Below are 21,353 nucleotides of genomic sequence, written 5' to 3' on the forward strand. Positions count from 1 at the left end.
GAATCTAAAGAGGATAGAACGAATATACTCGTTCTATTTATCAGGGTGGTACCGCGGGAATCAAACCTTCTCGTCCCTATTTGGGATGAGAGGGTTTTTTTATTGGTCATTTGGCTATTCTGTTTTTATGAAAGTATCAGGAGGAAAAGAAAATGGAATATAAAGATACGTTATTGATGCCGCAAACGGAATTTCCGATGCGGGGCAATCTTCCACAAAGAGAGCCGGATATCCAGGCAAAATGGGAAGAGATGAATATTTATCAAAAAGTCCAGGAGCGCACTAAGGGGCGGCCAATGTTCGTCTTGCATGATGGACCTCCATATGCAAATGGTGATATCCATATGGGGCATGCTCTTAATAAAATCTTAAAAGATATGATTGTTCGTTATAAATCAATGAGCGGCTATCAAGCTCCGTATGTACCTGGATGGGATACACATGGACTGCCGATTGAGCAGGCATTAACCAATAAAGGTGTTAAGCGTAAAGAAATGACCGTAGCTGAATTCCGCCAGTTATGTACTACTTATGCCCTAGAACAAATTGATAATCAGCGGACACAATTTAAACGTCTAGGTGTTCGTGGAGACTGGGAGAATCCATATATTACGCTTAAGCCGGAATACGAAGCCCAGCAAATCAAGGTATTCGGAGAAATGGCGAAAAAGGGCTATATCTATAAAGGTCTTAAGCCTGTTTATTGGTCTCCATCAAGTGAATCGGCCTTAGCGGAAGCAGAAATTGAGTACAAGGATAAGCGTTCCCCTTCCATCTATGTTGGTTTTAAAGTCAAAGATGGAAAAGGCGTCATTGATACTGATACACAAATTGTGATCTGGACAACAACTCCTTGGACCATTCCTGCAAACCTTGGAATCTCCGTTCATCCGGACCTAACCTATGTAGTAGTGTCAACTAATGGGAACAAGTATTTAGTGGCTGAAGCCCTTTTGGAGGCTGTTTCAAAAGAAATTGGCTGGGAAAATGTCACTACAGTCCAAAAGGTCAAAGGAATGGAGTTAGAAAATATTGTTGCCTCTCATCCGTTATATGGCCGTGATTCTTTGGTCATGTTAGGGGAACATGTTACAACTGATGCTGGTACTGGCTGCGTTCATACTGCACCGGGCCATGGGGAAGATGATTTCCGTGTTGGTCAAAAGTACGGTTTAGATGTGCTTTGTCCAGTTGACGACAAGGGCTATATGACCAACGAAGCTCCTGGATTTGAAGGTGTATTTTACGAAGAGGCCAATAAGCCAATTGGTCAGGCTCTGGAGGAAGCAGGGGCATTATTAAAGCTAACTTTTATTACCCACTCCTACCCGCATGATTGGAGAACAAAAAAGCCGGTTATTTTCCGTGCTACTGCTCAATGGTTTGCTTCTATTAAAGACTTCCGCAATGAACTTTTAGAAGCGGTAAAGGAAACAAAGTGGGTTCCAGCTTGGGGTGAAACACGACTATTTAATATGGTGCGTGACCGTGGTGACTGGTGTATTTCCCGCCAGCGCGTTTGGGGTGTTCCAATTCCTGTTTTCTATGCAGAAAATGGTATGGAGATTATCACTGATGAAACAATTGATCATGTTTCTAACCTTTTCCGTGAAAATGGATCAAACATCTGGTTTGAGCGTGAGGCAAAAGATTTACTTCCAGCGGGCTTTACTCATCCAGGAAGTCCAAATGGAACCTTCACAAAAGAAACGGATATCATGGATGTTTGGTTTGATTCGGGTTCTTCCCACCAAGCCGTTCTACTTGAGCGGGAAGATTTAGTTCGTCCGGCTGATTTGTATTTAGAAGGATCTGACCAATATCGCGGCTGGTTTAACTCTTCCTTATCAACAGCTGTAGCTGTGACCGGAAAGGCTCCATATAAAGGGGTATTAAGCCATGGGTTTGCACTAGATGGTGATGGCAGAAAAATGAGTAAATCATTAGGTAATGTTGTCGTGCCAGCAAAGGTTATGAATCAATTAGGTGCTGATATTCTTCGCCTATGGGTTGCTTCTGTTGATTATCAATCAGATGTTCGGGTCTCCGATGCAATTTTGAAGCAGGTTGCTGAAGTTTACCGAAAAATCCGTAATACTTTCCGTTTCCTATTAGGAAACTTAGCAGATTTTGATCCAGCAGTGAATAAAGTTGCTTATGAAAACTTGCGTGAAGTTGATCAATTCATGCTTGTAAAATTAAATAAACTCATCAAATATGTTCATAAGGCTTATGAAAATTATGAGTTTGCTGGGATTTACCATGCAGTTAATAATTTCTGTACCCTTGATTTAAGTGCTTTCTATTTAGATTTTGCAAAGGACGTTCTTTACATTGAGGCTGCTGACCATCAAGATCGCAGAGCGATTCAAACTGTTTTATATGAATCCTTGCTTGCGCTTTCAAAACTGGTTTCTCCTATCCTTTCTCATACAGCAGATGAAGTATGGAAATTCATTCCGGCAGTTCAGGAGGAAAGTGTTCAATTAACAGATTTACCGGAATATGTGGATCTTCCAGGGGCGAAGGGCTTAGAAGAAAAATGGACGGCATTTATGAAGCTGCGTGATGATGTTTTAAAGGCATTAGAAGAAGCTCGAAATGAAAAGGTTATTGGTAAATCGTTAACGGCTAAGGTGACCTTGTACGTTAATGATAATACAAAAGCCCTTCTAGATTCGATTGAAGAAAATCTGCAGCAATTATTTATTGTTTCAGGCTTTGAAGTTGCAGGTGCATACGATCAGGCACCTGAAAATGCGCTGAAATTAGAATCAGCTTCTATTGTCGTCACCAAGGCAGAAGGTGAAACCTGTGAACGCTGCTGGGTGGTAACACCGGAAGTAGGACAAGACCAAGAGCATAAAACACTTTGCCCTCGCTGTGCACAAGTTGTTAAAGAAAACTATTCCCATTTAGCATAAAATCATGAAGCCCCGTGGAAACGGGGCTTTTAATATTTTCCTTCTCCGTTAATTGTTGTTGTTTGTGACAAATGTTTGTCCGTGTCAGAAAAATGCTTGCGGAAATAATATAACAAATGACCAAACGGAGGTAACAACTATGAATGCAATGCAGGAACAGCTGTTTTTGGAACTCCGTCAAACGAAAGATGAAATTGAAAATTCATTAAAAAGCAAACAGAAAAAAAATTGGTTAACCAACATTTTTGAACAAGAATTGGCTGACATTAATTGTGCAATTCAGAAGCTAAAGGATGGAAATTTTGGTCAATGTGAAATTTCAGGGGAATTTATACCGGAAGATTTGTTAAAAATGATTCCTACTTTAAAGACAGTAAAAGATTCAGAGTTATTAGAGATATTTTGTAAAAAAACAATTCATTAGTCATTTTTATGATGTTACATTGTCGTTTTACGATTAAGTATGCTAAAATGCTAAGGATAAGTCTAGGCGAAATGTGGGGGATCTTAGTGTTTTATTACTTAATCGCTTTTTTTGTAATTATTTTAGACCAGTTTACGAAATGGTTAATTGTAAAAAACATGTACTTAGGAGAAAGCATTCCAATCATTGATAATATTTTGTATATTACATCCCACCGCAATCGCGGAGCGGCATGGGGGATTTTGCAAGGTCAAATGTGGCTCTTTTATGTAATAACCCTTCTTGTTATTGCCGGCATTATGTACTATCTTTACAAAGCAGCTAAGGGTAAATGGCTATTGGGAGTTTCACTTGCTTTTATGCTTGGTGGAGCTATCGGTAACTTTATTGATCGATTAATTCGAAAAGAAGTTGTCGATTTTATCCATACTTATATTTTTAGTTATAATTTTCCTGTCTTCAATATTGCAGATTCAGCATTAGTAATAGGAGTAATTTTATTAATGATTCAAATGCTTCGAGAAGAGAAGGAATCGAAGGAGAAGTCTTATGGAGAAAATGGAACACACCATTCTTGAAAATCAAAAAGGGGATCGAATTGACAAAGTCATCGCGAGTCTAAATGATGAATGGTCAAGAACACAAGTCCAGCAATGGATTAAAGATGGAAATGTCTTAGTGAACGGACAAATAGTGAAAACAAATTATAAATGCGGTCTGAAGGATGAAATTGAAATCACCATTCCTGAACCTGAAGAGCTGGATGTTATTCCAGAAGAACTGAACATGGAAATTTATTACGAAGATAAAGATGTTCTAGTGGTAAACAAGCCTAGAGGTATGGTTGTTCACCCAGCCCCGGGACATATGACTGGGACATTGGTGAATGGTTTAATGGCTCATTGTAAAGATTTATCCGGTATTAATGGAGTGTTAAGACCGGGGATTGTTCACCGGATTGATAAAGATACTTCCGGACTATTAATGGTCGCAAAAAACGATATGGCTCATGAAAGCCTAGTTAATCAATTAGTTGAGAAAACAGTTACTCGTAAATATAAAGCAATTGTACATGGTGTTATTCCACATGATTTTGGAACGATTGATGCCCCGCTGGGAAGAGATACTAAGGACAGACAAAGTATGGCAGTGGTTGATAATGGGAAACATGCGGTTACGCATTTTCATGTGATCGAGCGCTTTAAAGATTTTACCTTTGTTGAGTGTCAATTAGAAACGGGGAGAACCCACCAAATTCGAGTTCATATGAAATATATCGGCTACCCGCTTGCAGGGGACCCTAAGTATGGACCGAAAAAAACGCTTGATATTGAGGGACAGGCACTGCATGCCGGAGTGCTTGGCTTTACTCATCCGAGAACAAACGAATATTTAGAGTTTGAAGCACCCCTTCCTGAAGATTTCGAAAGGCTGCTTGACCAGCTTGGAAATAATCGTTGACATTATATTAGTATTATTGTAAGATGACTATAGTTTAATAAGCCTTTAAATTCAGTCCCGTGAGGCTGAGAAGGAACGGATAACTACTAAGGGGAATTCTATACCCTTATTAGTTGAAATGACTCGTTTACCTCTCGCCAAATCGGTGAGAGGTTTTTATTTTATAAAAAGCAGGTGTCATATGAACCAAAAAGCTCTTGTTCTTGATGAGCAGGCAATTGGCCGTGCATTAACAAGGATTGCCCATCAAATTATTGAAAAAAATAAAGGTATTGAAGAGTGTATTCTTGTTGGTATCCGTACAAGAGGCATCTATATAGCCCAGCGCCTTGCTTCAAGAATCGAGGAAATCGAGGGAAGCCCAATACCTGTTGGGGAAATTGATATCACTTTATATCGAGACGATTTATCGAAGAAAACGGAAAATCAAGAGCCGCTTGTTAAAGGATCGGATATTCCAGTTAGCATAAGTGATAAAAAAGTCATTCTAGTTGATGATGTTTTATATACAGGACGTACGGTCCGCTCAGGACTTGATGCCTTAATGGACATAGGGCGGCCAGCAACCATCCAGCTTGCTGTATTAGTGGACCGGGGCCATCGGGAACTTCCGATTCGCGCCGATTATGTTGGAAAAAACATTCCAACATCAAGTGATGAAAAAATCGTAGTTGAGCTTGTTGAAGTGGACCAGATTGATCAAGTCAGCATATATGACAAATAAATAGCTTGCCCTTTTAAATGCAGTCCTGTGAGGCTGACAAAGGGGAAAAGGCCGGGATTATTTTACGGCTTTTCCATACCCTCTTTGTCTTGCCATGGACTTAGAGGGTTTTTTATTAAGAAATATCACAGAATAAAGAAAAACGGGGGAAATCCAGATGAACAATAAACCAATCTTAGATGTAAAAGATGTTCCGAAACCATCCCAGTGGCTGACTTTAAGTATTCAACATTTGTTCTCAATGTTTGGAGCAACTATCCTTGTACCATATTTGGTTGGTTTAAGCCCGGCGATAGCGCTAATATCTAGTGGACTTGGAACCCTTGCGTTTTTATTAATAACAAAAGGAAAAGTTCCTGCATACCTGGGTTCATCCTTTGCCTATATTATTCCAATTAAATTACTAAATGAAACAGGCGGCCCTGGTGCAGCGATGGTTGGAACATTTTTAGCAGGTCTTCTTTATGGAATAGTTGCACTCGTAATAAGTAAAGCAGGACACCGTTGGGTAATGAATTTATTGCCTCCGATTGTTGTAGGTCCTGTAATTATAGTCATCGGTTTAGCTTTATCATCAACTGCTGTAGGTATGGGAATGAATAATCCAGCTGGAAAATACAGCATGCTTCATTTCTCGGTAGCGCTTGTTACCTTAGCAGCAACGATAATCTTCTCCATCTACGCAAAAAAAATCTTAAGTATCATTCCTATCTTAGGTGGAATAGTAGTTGGTTATCTATACGCATTAACGGTCGGGATTGTTGATTTCAGTCCAGTATTGAAAGCAAATTGGTTTGAAATGCCGGAATTCATTATTCCATTTGTAAGCTACAAAGTGAAATTCACATGGGATTTAGCCGCATTAATGATTCCAGTTGCAGTTGTTACTCTATCTGAGCATATTGGCCACCAGCTGGTATTAAGCAAAGTTGTAGGCCGTGACTACATTAAAGAACCTGGTTTACACCGTTCGATTCTAGGGGATGGAACCGCAACAATGATCTCAGCTCTAATTGGCGGCCCGCCAAAAACAACCTATGGTGAAAATATCGGTGTCTTGGCCATCACGCGGGTTTACAGTGTGTATGTCATCGCTGGCGCCGCTGTACTTGCCATCATCTTCGGATTTATTGGGAAAGTAACAGCATTAATCCAAACTATACCAACACCGGTCATGGGGGGAGTTTCAATCCTATTGTTTGGAATCATCGCTTCATCAGGCTTAAGAATGTTAGTTGACAGTAAAATCGATTTTGGTGATAAACGCAACTTAGTCATCTCGTCGGTCATTTTGGTAATTGGAATCGGTGGAGCAATCGTTAAACTGCCATTTAATATCCAAATTCAAGGTATGGCTTTAGCCGCCATCATTGGGGTGTTGTTAAATCTAATCCTTCCTGGAAGACAAGAAGCCGATGAAAATATGTTTGAAGTTGAAAAGACGAATGAAACGAAGAAAATTGCATAATAAATAAACCTTTTAAAAGAAGTCCAGAGAGGCTTATAAGGGTGTTATCACTTGAACCGCTTTTGGCGGGATAAAGTGTGGATTTAATACACCCTGATCATTTGGTCAGGGTGTTTTTTGCAAAAAATAGGAAAAGGTGGGGAACGAGTTGCTAAATCATTTACTTACCACGAACGAATTAAAAGTGGAAGAGATTTATCAAATCTTAAACGATGCACAGCGGTTTGCTGATGGCATGGAATGGCGCCCGAACGGACAATTATTTTCAGCCAACTTATTTTTTGAAAATAGCACAAGAACGAAATGCAGCTTTGAGTTGGCTGAAAGAAAGTTAGGATTAAGTGTCATCCCATTTGAAGTGCAAACCTCAAGTGTTCAAAAGGGAGAAACCTTATACGATACAGTAAAAACGCTTGAATCCATCGGTGTAAATACCATTGTCATCCGACATGGCCAGGATCGTTATTTTGACGAACTTGTTGGAAAAGTGAATATACCGATTATCAATGGCGGAGATGGCTGCGGCCACCACCCAACACAATCCCTTTTGGATCTGCTAACCATCTATCAAGAATATGGACGTTTTACAGGATTAAAAATAGCCATCATCGGTGACATTCGGCATAGCAGGGTGGCGCGTTCAAATGCTGACACCTTAACAAGGTTAGGAGCAGAAGTTGTATTCTCGGGTCCAGAAGAATGGTTTGATAATCATAGCCTCCATGCAACAAGATATATTCCGATTGATCAGGCAATTCAGGAGTCTGATGTTGTTATGCTTCTACGTGTCCAGCATGAACGTCACCAGAAAAAGGGAAGCTATACTTCCTCTGAATATCATCAAAAATTTGGCCTTACACTTGAGCGGGAAAAGAAAATGAAACCACAAAGCATTATTATGCATCCCGCACCGGTAAACAGAAACGTAGAGATTGCTGACAGTCTGATCGAATGTGAGCGTTCAAGAATTTTTAAGCAGATGGAAAACGGTGTTTATGTCAGAATGGCGGTTTTAAAAAGATCAATCGAAAGCATAAAGGGAGGCTATACTAATGAAAATACTTATTCAGAACGCCAATTACACAGCATCTAATGGCGAAAATAAACAATCTGATATTTTAATAGAAAATGGGATTATTACGAAAATCGAGGAAAAGATTGAAGAATCCGTGAATCGTAAAGTGGATGCAGCAGGTCTCTTTGTATCACCTGGATTTATCGACCTGCATGTTCATCTTCGTGAGCCAGGCGGCGAGAAAAAGGAAACCATCGCAACCGGAACGCTTGCTGCAGCAAAAGGCGGTTTCACTACGGTTGCAGCCATGCCAAATACTCGACCTGTCCCTGACAATGTAGAAATTATGGCGGACGTGCAAAGGCGAATTCAAGAAACGGCAAAGGTTAGAGTTTTACCATATGCCTCAATCACAACTAGATTGCTAGGACAGGAACTAACGGACTTCGAGGGACTAAAAAACGCTGGTGCTTTTGCCTTTACCGATGACGGCGTAGGGGTCCAAACGGCCAGTATGATGCTTGAAGCCATGCAAAAAGCAGCAGATCTAAACATGGCGATTGTTGCCCACTGTGAAGAAAATTCACTTATCAACAAAGGCTGTGTACACGAAGGCAGCTTTTCGAAAAGAAATGGATTAAACGGCATTCCTTCCATTTGTGAGTCTGTACAAATTGCAAGAGACGTACTGCTCGCTGAGGCAGCAGGCTGTCATTACCATGTCTGCCATGTCAGTACGAAAGAATCAGTACGCGTAATTAGAGATGCAAAACGAGCAGGTATTAAGGTAACGGCGGAAGTGACGCCGCACCACTTATTATTAACTCAAGATGATATTCCAGGGCTTGATGCCAATTATAAAATGAACCCTCCATTAAGGGATGCAGAAGACAAGTTGGCCTTACTTGAAGGGCTTTTAGATGGAACACTTGATTTTATTGCAACCGATCATGCACCACATACACAGGAAGAAAAAAGTGAAGGCATGGAATTAGCACCTTTTGGAATTGTCGGCTTAGAAACAGCCTTCCCACTCCTCTATACAAACTTGGTGCTAAAAAATATCATCTCACTTGAGCAGCTTATTGGCTATATGACGCAAAAGCCGGCAGAAAGCTTTGCACTGCCATTTGGGAAAATTGAGGTAGGGGCGCCGGCAGATATCGTGTTATTAAACTTAAATGAAGAACGTAAAATAAATCCTGATGAGTTTTTATCCAAAGGGAAAAACACTCCATTTGGCGGCTGGAAATGTAAAGGCTGGCCAGAGTTAACGATCGCAGCAGGAAATATAGTTTGGGAAAAAGGATGTGTAACAGCATGAAAGCACAGCTAATTTTAGAAGATGGAACGATTTTTATCGGAGAAGGTTTTGGAAGCCATATGGACACCATTGGTGAAGTGGTTTTTAACACAGGTATGACTGGTTATCAAGAAATTCTTTCCGACCCATCCTACTGTGGACAAATTGTCATGTTAACCTATCCTTTAATCGGAAATTACGGGATTAACCGCGATGATTTCGAATCGATTAATCCAGCGGTAAAAGGATTCATTGTCAAAGAAGCTGCAGATTTCCCTTCAAACTGGAGAAGTGAATTTACCATCGACGAGTACTTTAAAATGAAAAAAATCCCTGGCATTGCCGGAATCGATACACGTAAATTAGCGCGGATTATCCGAAAGACAGGAACATTAAAAGGAGCAATTTGCAGTATTGAAAATGATGCGGATGAAGTGTTGAGGAAATTAAGACAAACGCGGCTCCCTATAGATCATGTAAGGAGAGTTTCCACTAAAAATGCTTATCCGAGCCCAGGAAGAGGCAAAAGAATTGTCCTTGTTGATTTTGGGATGAAACACGGTATTTTAAGGGAGTTAAATATCCGCGGCTGTGATGTTGTCGTCGTCCCTTACCATACAACCGCTGAGGAAATTCTCCAGCTGCGTCCTGATGGAATCATGCTTTCAAATGGACCTGGAGATCCGAAAGATGTTCCAGAAGGCATTCATATGATTAAAGAGGTGCTTGGAAAAGTTCCGCTTTTCGGAATCTGCCTTGGTCATCAACTATTTGCTCTTGCCTGCGGTGCCGATACCGTCAAAATGAAGTTCGGCCACCGTGGTTCCAATCATCCTGTAAAAGAACTTTCAACTGGGAAAGTGTCGATAACCTCCCAAAACCACGGGTATACGGTTGATCGTAAATCAATTGAAAATACTAGGCTTGCGGTAACTCATATTGCATTAAATGATGATACGATTGAAGGCTTGAAGCATTTAGATTATCCAGCATTTACAGTGCAATATCACCCAGAGGCATCCCCTGGACCAGAGGATGCAAACGGATTATTTGAGCAGTTTCTAAACATGATTGAATCGGAAAAACAGGAGGTAACAGCAGCATGCCAAAACGTACAGATATAAACTCCATTTTAGTAATCGGTTCAGGACCAATCGTCATTGGCCAGGCAGCAGAGTTCGACTATGCGGGGGCACAAGCATGTATGGCTTTGAAAGAAGAAGGCTACCGTGTTATTCTGATCAATTCAAATCCAGCAACCATTATGACGGACACAGAAATGGCCGATGCCGTTTACATTGAGCCTTTGACACTGGAGTTTGTCAGCAAAATCATCCGAAAAGAACGTCCTGATGCCCTATTAGCCACTCTAGGCGGGCAAACAGGACTTAACTTAGCTGTGGAATTAGCGAATTCCGGCGTTTTGGCAGAGTGTGGAGTTGAAATTCTTGGAACAAAGCTTTCAGCAATCAATCAAGCTGAGGACCGGGAATTATTCCGCGATTTAATGAATGAATTAGGGGAGCCTGTACCTGACAGTGAAATCATTCATGAATTAGAGGAAGCAAAAACCTTTGTAGAAAAGGTTGGGTTCCCGGTAATTGTCCGTCCAGCCTTTACCCTTGGAGGAACGGGCGGCGGTATATGCCACAATCAAGAAGAACTAGAAGAAATCGTGACGAGCGGTTTAAAGAATAGTCCGGTTCACCAATGTTTGCTAGAGAAAAGTATTGCCGGTTTCAAGGAAATTGAATATGAAGTCATGCGCGATGCTAATGATAGTGCGATTGTTGTATGTAATATGGAAAACATTGATCCTGTTGGAGTTCATACCGGTGACTCCATTGTTGTAGCACCAAGTCAAACATTGAGCGATCGAGAGTACCAGATGTTAAGAAATGTATCTTTAAAAATTATTCGTGCATTAAAAATTGAAGGCGGCTGTAATGTCCAGCTTGCTCTTGATCCATATAGCTTTAATTATTACATTATCGAAGTGAATCCGCGCGTAAGCCGTTCATCTGCACTTGCATCAAAGGCAACAGGCTATCCGATTGCGAAGCTTGCAGCAAAGATTGCCGTTGGACTTACACTTGATGAAATGAAGAACCCTGTTACCGGAAAAACTTACGCAAGCTTTGAACCAGCCCTTGATTATATTGTGACAAAAATACCGAGATGGCCATTTGATAAATTTGAATCCGGAAATCGCTCACTCGGCACCCAAATGAAAGCAACGGGCGAGGTTATGGCGATTGGCCGAAATTTTGAAGAGTCATTATTAAAAGCAATCCGCTCACTTGAGGCAGGTGTCCATCACTTTGAGCTGAATGGAGCGGAAGAATTCGCGGATGAGCTTGTCGAGAAGCGAATTCGTAAAGCTGGAGACGAGAGACTCTTCTACATTGCCGAAAGCTTAAAAAGGGGAACCTCGATTGAGACGATTCACGAATGGAGTAAAATAGATTTATTTTTCCTTAAAAAGCTAGAAGGAATAATTAAACTAGAAGAAATTTTATTAGAAAATCCCTTAAACGCTGAAATCTTATTAGAAGCAAAGCAAAAGGGATTTACGGATCAAAAGATTGCAGAGCTATGGGGAATGACGGAGACCGAACTTTACACCTATCGAAAAAACAATCAAATTATTCCAGTTTATAAAATGGTTGATACGTGCGCAGCTGAATTTGAATCAGAAACGCCATATTACTATGGAACATATGAGGAAGAAAATGAGTCAATCGTTACCGACAGACAAAGTGTGGTTGTCCTAGGTTCTGGTCCAATCCGCATCGGTCAGGGGATTGAGTTTGATTATGCAACTGTTCACTCTGTCAAAGCGATTAAAGAAGCTGGATATGAAGCGATTATTATCAACAATAATCCAGAAACCGTTTCAACGGATTTCAGTATCTCTGATAAGCTTTATTTTGAACCGCTGACCATCGAGGATGTAATGGCTATCATTGACCTGGAAAAGCCAATCGGAGTGGTCGTGCAATTTGGCGGTCAGACTGCGATTAATCTAGCTGGAAAGCTAGCTGAAAATGGCGTAAAAATTTTAGGAACCAGCCTTGAGGATTTAGACCGCGCAGAGGATAGAGATAAATTTGAATATGCCCTGCAGAAATTAAATATTCCTCAGCCGCTTGGTAAAACGGCTTTATCTGTTGAGGAAGCCCGTTTGATTGCAGAGGAAATCGGCTATCCAGTTCTGATTCGTCCTTCCTATGTGTTAGGCGGCCGGGCAATGGAAATTGTCTACGAAGAAAATGAACTGCTCCGTTATATGGAAAACGCCGTGAAAATCAATCCTGAGCATCCAGTCTTAATCGATCGATACCTAACAGGTAAAGAAATTGAAGTAGATGCGATTTGTGATGGCAAGAATGTGTTAATTCCAGGAATTATGGAACATATTGAACGCGCAGGAGTTCACTCAGGGGATTCAATTGCAGTTTATCCGCCGCAAACCTTATCAGCAGAAGTTAAACAAAAGTTAGTAGAATACACAGAGAAATTAGCGATTGGCTTAAATATTGTCGGACTATTAAACATTCAATACGTCATATCTGAGAATCAAGTATATGTTCTTGAAGTAAATCCGCGTTCAAGCAGAACCGTTCCATTTTTAAGCAAAATAACCAATGTTCCTATGGCAAAAATTGCGACAAAAGCTATTTTGGGAGTGTCTATACTGGATCAAGGGTACAGCGCTGGCATAGTTCCTGAAAAGGATGGCGTGTTTGTTAAAGTTCCGGTGTTCTCCTTTGCCAAACTGAAAAGTGTCGATATCAGCCTTGGACCTGAAATGAAATCGACTGGTGAAGTAATGGGTAAGGATATCACCCTTGAAAAAGCGTTATATAAAGGCTTAGTTGCATCAGGAATGAACATTCACAAGTTTGGAACAGTGTTATTCACGGTTGCTGATAAGGATAAAGCTGAAAGCTTAAAGCTTGCGAAAAGGTTTGCCGCCATCGGATACCGATTAATGGCGACGGGCGGAACAGCATCTGTCTTAGAAGCTGCTGGCCTTTCGGTAAAAGTAGTCGGTAAAATCGGCTCAGAGGGTACTACCTTATTAGATGTCATCCATGGTGGCGAGGCTCAGTTTATCATCAATACCTTAACAAAAGGCAAACAGCCGGAAAGTGATGGATTCCGAATTCGCCGTGAAGCCGTTGAAAATGGGGTGCCATGTTTAACTTCCTTGGATACGGCAGATGCAATTCTCAAAGTAATTGAATCGATGAACTTTTCTGCTGAAGCGATGAAAGCTCCGGAAAAGGAGGCGGTTTTTGCATGATACGCAAAGAATTGTGCAAAATAGTCGCGCAACACGAAATTGCAGAAGATATATTTGAGCTTACTGTAAAAGCAAGCTTCACCCATGACATACAAGCACCAGGACAATTCGTTCATCTTCGGGTCTCAAATTCCTGGGACCCCCTTCTAAGAAGGCCGATTAGCATTTCTTCTTATGATAAATCGAACGAAGAATTTACGATGATTTACCGAAAAGAGGGGCAGGGAACTTCCCTGCTTGCAAAAATGGGTGAAGGTATGGAAGTAGATATTCTTGGTCCATTAGGAAATGGGTTTCCTGTTGAGGAAGTGAGAACCGGTGATACGGCTCTCCTCGTCGGCGGGGGAATCGGTGTACCGCCGCTCTATGAACTTTCCAATCAATTGACGGCTAAAGGTGTCAAGGTCATCCATGTGCTTGGCTTTCAAACAAAGTCTGCTGTTTTTTATGAAAAAGAATTCATGAAAAATGGGGAGACCTATGTTACAACAGTAGACGGATCTTATGGAAAAAAAGGTTTTGTTACGGATGTTATGAAGGACTTAAGTTTTGATTGTATTTATACGTGCGGCCCCACTCCGATGCTAAAAGCAATCGAACAAACATATAAGGACAAAAAAGTATTTTTATCATTAGAGGAACGGATGGGCTGTGGTGTGGGTGCATGCTTTGCTTGTGTGTGTAAAAGTGCAAATGATCCATCAGGAGTTTCTTATAAAAAAGTTTGCAGCGATGGGCCTGTTTTCCGTGCTGGGGAGGTGCTGATATGAGCCGTTTAACAGTTTCTTTACCGGGCTTGAATTTAAAGAATCCAATCATGCCTGCTTCCGGTTGTTTCGGATTTGGCAGAGAGTATAGTCAATTTTATGATTTGAGTGAGCTTGGGGCGATTATGATTAAGGCAACAACCGTAGAGCCTAGGTTTGGCAATCCTACACCGCGTGTAGCGGAGACGCGTGCTGGAATGTTAAATGCCATCGGCTTGCAAAATCCTGGCTTACACAAAGTCATGTCCGAGGAACTTCCATGGCTTTCCCAATATGATGTACCGATTATTGCGAATGTTGCTGGATCTTTAGAAGAAGATTATGTACAAGTTGCAAAAGAAATATCTAAAGCTCCAAACGTACATGCACTTGAGCTTAACATCTCTTGTCCAAACGTTAAAACCGGCGGTATCGCCTTTGGAACGATTCCAGAGGTAGCAAAACAACTTACCCGGAAGGTTAAAGAAGTATCTGAGGTTCCTGTTTATGTGAAATTGTCGCCGAATGTAACGAATATTGTTGAAATGGCAAAGGCTGTTGAAGAGGGCGGCGCTGATGGCTTGACGATGATAAACACCCTCGTTGGCATGCGCCTTGATTTAAAAACAGGGAAACCGATACTGGCCAACCGAACGGGCGGATTATCCGGCCCTGCGATTAAACCGGTTGCCATCCGGATGATTTATGAAGTCAGTCAAGCAGTAAATATTCCGATCATCGGAATGGGCGGTATTCAGTCGGCAGAAGATGTGATTGAATTCTTTTATGCAGGGGCTAGTGCAGTAGCCGTGGGAACAGCTAATTTTGTGGATCCTTTTGTTTGTCCGACGATTATTAAAGAATTGCCGATATTATTAGAAAAATTAGGTATTGAGCATATCAGCGAATGCACAGGAAGGAGCTGGAAGCAGCATGAACAACTCGCTAATCATCGCGCTTGATTTTGCTGACGGAGCAGAAGTAAGCCGTTTTTTACAGCCATTTTCAGGTGAGCAGCTTTTTGTAAAAGTCGGTATGGAGATATTTTACCAGGAAGGTCCTTCTATCATCCATATGTTAAAAGAGCAGGGGCATCAGATTTTTCTTGATTTAAAGCTTCACGATATTCCAAACACCGTGAAGAGTGCCATGAAGGGGCTTGCGAGACTGGAATGTGATCTTGTTAATGTTCACGCGGCTGGCGGGAAAGAAATGATGGAGGCAGCTCTTGAAGGATTAGAGGCTGGAACTGGTGCTGGCCGGAACCGTCCTAAATGTATCGCTGTTACGCAGCTTACAAGTACATCTGAAGAGCAAATGAACAAGGAACAGCTGATTCCTGTATCCTTAAATGAGTCCGTACTTCATTATGCTTCGTTAACAAAAACTGCTGGTTTAGATGGTGTCGTGTGTTCAGCCTGGGAGGCTCATGCGATTCGAGAACAATTAGGATCTGACTTTTTAACTGTAACGCCTGGAATTCGAATGGAGGCAGATAGTATAGGGGATCAAAAACGGGTTGCTACCCCTGCCTTTGCGAGAATTACAGGTGTCAGTTCGATAGTGGTTGGCCGTTCGATAACAAGGTCCGCTGACCCGTTGAAAAGCTATATTGATTGGATGAAAGCTTGGAGAGGAGAACATCAATGAAACACTTAATTGCTGAAAAATTATTAGAAATACGCGCGGTTGCGTTAAGACCACAAAATCCGTTTACGTGGACCTCTGGTCTTCGTTCTCCGATTTATTGTGATAATCGCTTAACTTTATCGTTTCCTGCTGTTCGGCGGGAAATTGCCAGCGGCTTACAAAAGCTAATCGTTGAACACTTTGGTCCAGTGGATGTAATTGCCGGGACTGCCACGGCCGGTATTCCTCATGCGGCCTGGGTGAGTGAGTTAATGGATTTGCCTATGTGCTATGTCCGCTCAAAAGCCAAAGGGCACGGCAAAGGAAATCAGATTGAAGGTAAAGTAGAGCAAGGCCAAAAGGTAGTGGTGGTCGAAGATTTAATTTCAACTGGCGGAAGCGTAATTACTGCCGTTCAGGCATTAAGAGAAGCTGGCTGTGAAGTACTAGGCGTCGTATCCATCTTTACATATGGATTGGATAAAGGCAAAGAGGCTTTTGAGCAGGAAGGAATTACGAGTTTTTCATTAACTAATTTTGCTGCGTTGGTGGAGTCAGCTATTGAAAAAGGGTATATTAGTCAAAATGATGAAGAGAGTCTGCTTTCTTGGAGCAAGGATCCAGGTGAATGGAGCAAGAAGTGGGAATAAAATAGAATAGTTTCCAATTTTTTTTATGAATTGTAGATAAATTATTAATATCTGTAGAATAAGTCTTGGAATTTGTAGATAACATCCCAAAATTTGTAGAATACCTAAAAAAGCCCCGGAACCCCCGGGGCTTTACTAATTTTTCTTCAATTTAAGCACGAGTTCCTCATCCGGAGTAACATAAACAGTCTGCTGATTGTCATAAATCACAAACCCAGGCTTGGCACCACTCGGTTTTTTAACGTGTCGAACCTTTGTAAAGTCAACAGGGACCGAGCTGGAATTCCGCGCCTTGCTAAAGTAAGCAGCTAAATTGGCGGCTTCAAGAATGGTTTCCTCCGATGGCTCCTTACTTCGTATGACCACGTGTGAACCAGGAATATCCTTCGTGTGTAGCCAAATCTCATCTCTCGCTGCAAGTTTATTGGTTAAATAATCATTCTGTTTATTGTTTTTTCCGACGATAATATCGGTCCCATCAGTGGATATAAAGTGGTCCAGGACTGGTTTGACGTTTTGAATCTTTTTCCCATTCCTTTTTTGACGTTCGCGGATATAGGCGCCCTCGACAAGCTCCTCACGAATTTCTTGAATATCCTTCGGCGACGCAGACACTACCTGTTGCAATAAATTATCAAAATATTCCACCTCAAGCTGCGCCTTCTCAATTTGCTCCATCACAACGGCAACAGAATTTTTAGCTTTTTGGTATTTAGAAAAATATTTTTGCGCATTTTCTGATGGAGTTTTCCGCGGATCAAGGGGGATGGCGATCGTTCCACCCAATTCATCGTAATAATTGAGAACCTCTATTTCCTTCATACCTTTTTTTGCGGCATAAAGATTAGCCGTTAACAGCTCACCATAACGCTGAAATTGCTCTGCCTTTTCCGCTTCCTTTAGGGTATTCTCCAACTTGTCTATTTTCTTTTCATTTTTTTCTTTTTCATTCAAAATGAACCGTTCAATATCATTTCCTTGCTGCTTTACCCGATCACGTTCAGCCTTGCCAAAATAATAACGGTCCAGCATTTCACTGAGGTTCTCAAAGCTTTTTACCTCTCCTTTTAAATGCTCAAGCGGAAATAAATAAAAAGCTTCCTTGCCACCCGATGACATGATTGAAGGAGATAGCTCGCCTTGCTTGATTTTCGTAACCAATTCAACAAAAGTCCGTGGAACGGTCGTTCGATTCGCGAGCCCGCTTTGAAAAATGACTTCCTTTGCAAACAGCGGAGAAGTGCCGGCAAAATGCTCGACCAACTGACGATCCAGTTTCCCGCTATTAAAATCAATTCTCTTTAAAACATCTGCTTCAGAAATAAAAAAAGGATTAGATTTATTTTGTTCAGGCGGGAAAATATATGGCTGGCCCGGCATAATCGCTCTATGACTGTTAACGGCAAAACTAATATGCTTGATACTATCAAGAATAATATTGCGCGTTTTATCTACTAATACGATATTGCTATGTCTGCCCATAATTTCAATAATGAGCTGCTTGTAGCTGATATCGCCGATTTCATTTCTTCCTTTAATTTCAAAAATAATCATCCGGTCATTTTCAACTTGATATATATCCTCCAATATATAGCCCTCAATATGCTTTCGCAGCAGCATACAAAACATTGGCGGTTCACTAGGATTTTCGTATGCTTCATTCGTTAACTGCACCCTGGCATAGCTGGGATGGGCTGATAATAACAACTTTTGATTTACCCCGTTTGCCCTAATTGTTAAAATGACTTCATTTTTATAAGGCTGGTGAACTTTATTTATTCGACCGCCCTTTAAAGAACGGGAAAGTTCATCGACCATTGCTTTCGTAAATAGACCATCAAATGACATGGAAAACATCCTTTTCTTCAAACATATGTTTAATTATATCCTACTTCAATAAAAACTGTCTTATTTTCCCCTTGCAAGAATGTTAATCATAGCATTTTTTTGGACGACCCTGAATAAGATTTCTTTAGACATGTTATACAAGGGGGAAGTGAGATGGTCGGATGAAGTTCCATGAGATGGAGATAAAACAAGTAGAAAAGGCCTTAGAAACCGACTTTTCAACTGGGTTATCAAAGGAAGAAGCCAAAAGGAGAATCACAGAGTATGGACTAAACGAATTGGACGAAGGAGAAAAGCAATCGGCTTTACTCTTATTTTTTAGTCAATTTAAAGATTTTATGGTTTTAGTGCTGCTTGCAGCGACCCTGATTTCCGGATTGTTAGGTGAATATATTGATGCAATTGCCATTATAGCAATCGTGATCATAAATGGGTTTCTTGGATTTTTCCAAGAAAGGCGGGCGGAAAAATCGCTAGATGCATTAAAGGAATTATCCGCGCCTCAGGTTTCGGTCCTCAGAGAGGGCCAGTGGATTAAATTACCTTCGAAAGAAATTGTCAGCGGAGATATTTTAAAGTTCTCAAGCGGTGACCGGATTGGCGCTGACGTACGAATCATTGAATCAAAAAGTTTAGAAATTGAAGAATCAGCACTTACTGGTGAGTCAGTGCCTGTTTCCAAGCATATAGAGGGTTTAACGAATCCTAACCCGGGTATTGGGGATATGGAGAATATTGCCTTTATGGGAACGATGATTACCAGGGGAAGCGGCATCGGGGTTGTCATTGCAACAGGAATGAAAACGGCAATGGGGCAAATTGCTAATTTACTGCAGAATGCGGAATCACAAGAAACACCACTCCAGCGCCGATTGGAGCAGCTTGGAAAAATATTAATAACAGTCGCCCTAGCTTTGACCGTGCTTGTAGTGGCGGTCGGTGTAATTCAGGGACATGACCTTTACACGATGTTTTTAGCTGGAGTATCCTTGGCAGTTGCGGCTATACCGGAAGGATTGCCTGCTATTGTGACGGTAGCCTTATCTCTTGGTGTACAAAAAATGATAAAGAAAAATGCCATTGTCAGGAAGCTGCCTGCGGTCGAAACACTTGGCTGTGCTTCGGTTATTTGTTCCGATAAAACGGGAACCATGACGCAAAACAAAATGACGGTTACCCACTTATGGAGCGGGGGAAATACCTGGACAGTAGATGGAGTGGGCTACAAGCCGCAAGGGAATTTTTATCGTAATGATAGAACCGTACACCCAAAAGATGAGCGAGCTTTGCAGCAAATGCTGATTTTCGGGATGCTCTGCAATCATTCGGATTTAGTAATGAAGGATGATGATTATATTCTTGACGGGGATCCAACTGAAGGAGCATTGCTCGTTAGTGCAATGAAAGCAGGCTTTGCAAGAAAGAAGCTATTAGATGAATTTACTATCATTAATGAATTTCCGTTTGATTCGGCCAGAAAAATGATGAGTATTCACGTAAAGGACAAACAGGGACGGCATTTCATCGTCACGAAAGGAGCACCTGATGTCATTTTAGGAATTAGTGAATCCATTCTTTGGGATGAGCGGACTCAATACTTAAACAAGGAGACGCAAGTAAAGGTCCAAGACGCCATTAATGGACTTGCCTCTCAGGCACTGCGGACAATCGCCATTGCCTTTAAACCCGTTTCAGCCAATACACTTATCTTAAGTGAAAAGGAAGCAGAGAAAAAATTAACTTTTATCGGTGTTCAGGGAATGATCGATCCGCCAAGACCTGAGGTTAAAGCAGCCGTAAAAGAATGTAAAGAAGCTGGAATAAAAACGGTGATGATAACCGGTGACCATGTTATCACAGCAAAAGCGATTGCTTCACAGCTAGGAATCCTTACGAAGAAAAGTAAGGTTCTTGAAGGAAAAGCATTGTCTGATATGTCCGTTGAGGAGCTCGAGAACGTCGTCGAGGATGTATCGGTCTTTGCCAGGGTTTCACCAGAACATAAATTGAAAATTGTAAAAGCCTTGCAAAATAGAGGGCATATTGTTGCAATGACAGGTGACGGGGTAAACGATGCGCCTGCTATCAAAGCAGCCGATATTGGTGTGGCCATGGGGATTACCGGGACTGATGTAGCGAAAGAAGCTTCGGCCCTTGTCTTATTGGATGATAATTTTGCTACAATTAAAGCAGCCATTAAAGAAGGACGAAATATCTACGAGAATATACGAAAGTTTGTCCGCTATTTGCTTGCCTCCAATGTCGGTGAAATATTGGTCATGCTGTTTGCGATGATCTTAGCACTGCCTTTGCCGTTAGTACCTATTCAAATTCTTTGGGTAAATTTGGTGACTGATGGATTGCCAGCCATGGCCCTTGGCCTTGACCGCCCGGAAGAAAATGTGATGAAGCGGAGGCCGCGGAGCCCAAATGAAGGGGTCTTTTCCCGCGGGTTAGGATGGAAGGTTGTTTCACGTGGATTTCTGATTGGTCTTGTGACCTTACTTGCCTTTATCGTTGTTTATCATAATGATCCAAGCCAATTGAAATATGCACAAACGGTGGCTTTTGCTACACTTGTCATGGCACAGTTAATCCATGTTTTTGATTGCCGCAGTGAAAAATCAGTACTATCAAGAAACCCGTTTGGAAATAAATATTTAGTGTGGGCAGTCATTTCTTCTCTAGCTCTCATGTTTGTGGTAATTTACTATCCGCCATTGCAGCCGATTTTCCATACGCTGCCGATCGCAGCAAAAGACTGGCTGCTGATTGTCGGGTTATCTTCAATACCAACTTTTTTACTAGCTGGATCATTTTTGTTAAGAAAAACAAAATAAAGTATGTTATAA

16 protein-coding genes and 1 other annotated feature (1 of these 17 only partly in view) are annotated in these 21,353 nt (G+C 41.3%); of the genes, 15 read left to right on the plus strand and 1 reads right to left on the minus strand.

The window, feature by feature from the left end; translation table 11 throughout:
• Window positions 1–81 (plus strand) — a binding site (T-box leader); it begins 161 nt to the left of the window's first position.
• 71 nt (window positions 82–152) lie between these two features.
• From ileS to pyrE, 14 genes are all read left to right on the plus strand, one after another.
• Window positions 153–2,924 carry an isoleucine--tRNA ligase gene (gene ileS, locus AC59HZ_RS07110; protein WP_496545133.1) on the plus strand — a complete coding sequence of 924 codons (2,772 nt, stop codon included), beginning with the start codon at window positions 153–155 and terminating at the stop codon, window positions 2,922–2,924.
• Between the two features lie 139 nt (window positions 2,925–3,063).
• Window positions 3,064–3,348: a hypothetical protein gene (locus AC59HZ_RS07115; RefSeq protein ID WP_496545134.1), complete on the plus strand. Its 285-nt coding sequence runs from the start codon at window positions 3,064–3,066 to the stop codon at window positions 3,346–3,348.
• An 86-nt stretch (window positions 3,349–3,434) separates the two neighbouring features.
• A complete protein-coding gene (gene lspA, locus AC59HZ_RS07120; RefSeq protein ID WP_430068902.1) occupies window positions 3,435–3,926 on the plus strand; it encodes a signal peptidase II in 492 nt (163 codons plus the stop codon).
• Window positions 3,898–4,809 (plus strand): RluA family pseudouridine synthase, encoded by a 912-nt coding sequence (locus AC59HZ_RS07125; RefSeq protein WP_496545135.1) that lies wholly within the window; start codon window positions 3,898–3,900, stop codon window positions 4,807–4,809. Before lspA ends, AC59HZ_RS07125 begins: the two co-directional genes overlap by 29 nt.
• Before the next feature lie 181 nt (window positions 4,810–4,990).
• A complete protein-coding gene (pyrR, locus tag AC59HZ_RS07130) occupies window positions 4,991–5,533 on the plus strand; it encodes a bifunctional pyr operon transcriptional regulator/uracil phosphoribosyltransferase PyrR (protein WP_430068896.1) in 543 nt (180 codons plus the stop codon).
• 157 nt (window positions 5,534–5,690) lie between these two features.
• Window positions 5,691–7,001, plus strand: coding sequence for a solute carrier family 23 protein (locus AC59HZ_RS07135; RefSeq protein WP_496545136.1), 1,311 nt, complete (start codon window positions 5,691–5,693; stop codon window positions 6,999–7,001).
• Window positions 7,002–7,149: 148 nt separating this feature from the next.
• A complete protein-coding gene (locus tag AC59HZ_RS07140) occupies window positions 7,150–8,094 on the plus strand; it encodes an aspartate carbamoyltransferase catalytic subunit (protein ID WP_496545137.1) in 945 nt (314 codons plus the stop codon).
• Window positions 8,054–9,340, plus strand: coding sequence for a dihydroorotase (gene pyrC, locus AC59HZ_RS07145; protein WP_496545138.1), 1,287 nt, complete (start codon window positions 8,054–8,056; stop codon window positions 9,338–9,340). The genes AC59HZ_RS07140 and pyrC overlap by 41 nt, the downstream gene beginning before the upstream one ends.
• Window positions 9,337–10,443 (plus strand): carbamoyl phosphate synthase small subunit, encoded by a 1,107-nt coding sequence (locus AC59HZ_RS07150; RefSeq protein ID WP_496545139.1) that lies wholly within the window; start codon window positions 9,337–9,339, stop codon window positions 10,441–10,443. The genes pyrC and AC59HZ_RS07150 overlap by 4 nt, the downstream gene beginning before the upstream one ends.
• The gene (carB, locus tag AC59HZ_RS07155) at window positions 10,422–13,628 is read left to right on the plus strand and encodes a carbamoyl-phosphate synthase large subunit (RefSeq protein ID WP_496545140.1); all 3,207 of its coding nucleotides are present in this window, start codon (window positions 10,422–10,424) and stop codon (window positions 13,626–13,628) included. Before AC59HZ_RS07150 ends, carB begins: the two co-directional genes overlap by 22 nt.
• Window positions 13,625–14,398: a dihydroorotate dehydrogenase electron transfer subunit gene (locus AC59HZ_RS07160; RefSeq protein ID WP_496545141.1), complete on the plus strand. Its 774-nt coding sequence runs from the start codon at window positions 13,625–13,627 to the stop codon at window positions 14,396–14,398. Before carB ends, AC59HZ_RS07160 begins: the two co-directional genes overlap by 4 nt.
• A complete protein-coding gene (locus AC59HZ_RS07165; RefSeq protein WP_496545142.1) occupies window positions 14,395–15,336 on the plus strand; it encodes a dihydroorotate dehydrogenase in 942 nt (313 codons plus the stop codon). The genes AC59HZ_RS07160 and AC59HZ_RS07165 overlap by 4 nt, the downstream gene beginning before the upstream one ends.
• A complete protein-coding gene (gene pyrF / locus AC59HZ_RS07170; protein WP_496545143.1) occupies window positions 15,308–16,024 on the plus strand; it encodes an orotidine-5'-phosphate decarboxylase in 717 nt (238 codons plus the stop codon). The genes AC59HZ_RS07165 and pyrF overlap by 29 nt, the downstream gene beginning before the upstream one ends.
• On the plus strand, window positions 16,021–16,653 hold the full coding sequence (gene pyrE / locus AC59HZ_RS07175; RefSeq protein WP_496545144.1) for an orotate phosphoribosyltransferase: 633 nt from the start codon (window positions 16,021–16,023) through the stop codon (window positions 16,651–16,653). Before pyrF ends, pyrE begins: the two co-directional genes overlap by 4 nt.
• 135 nt (window positions 16,654–16,788) lie before the next feature.
• Here the strand turns inward: pyrE and AC59HZ_RS07180 are convergent, their stop codons facing one another.
• A complete protein-coding gene (locus AC59HZ_RS07180) occupies window positions 16,789–18,501 on the minus strand; it encodes an Rqc2 family fibronectin-binding protein (protein WP_496545145.1) in 1,713 nt (570 codons plus the stop codon).
• 161 nt (window positions 18,502–18,662) lie between these two features.
• Here AC59HZ_RS07180 and AC59HZ_RS07185 point away from each other — a divergent pair, with 161 nt between their 5' ends.
• Window positions 18,663–21,341, plus strand: coding sequence for a calcium-translocating P-type ATPase, SERCA-type (locus AC59HZ_RS07185; RefSeq protein ID WP_496545146.1), 2,679 nt, complete (start codon window positions 18,663–18,665; stop codon window positions 21,339–21,341).
• The last annotated feature ends 12 nt before the right edge of the window (window positions 21,342–21,353 follow it).

Source organism: Neobacillus sp. DZ-9, assembly GCF_059587065.1.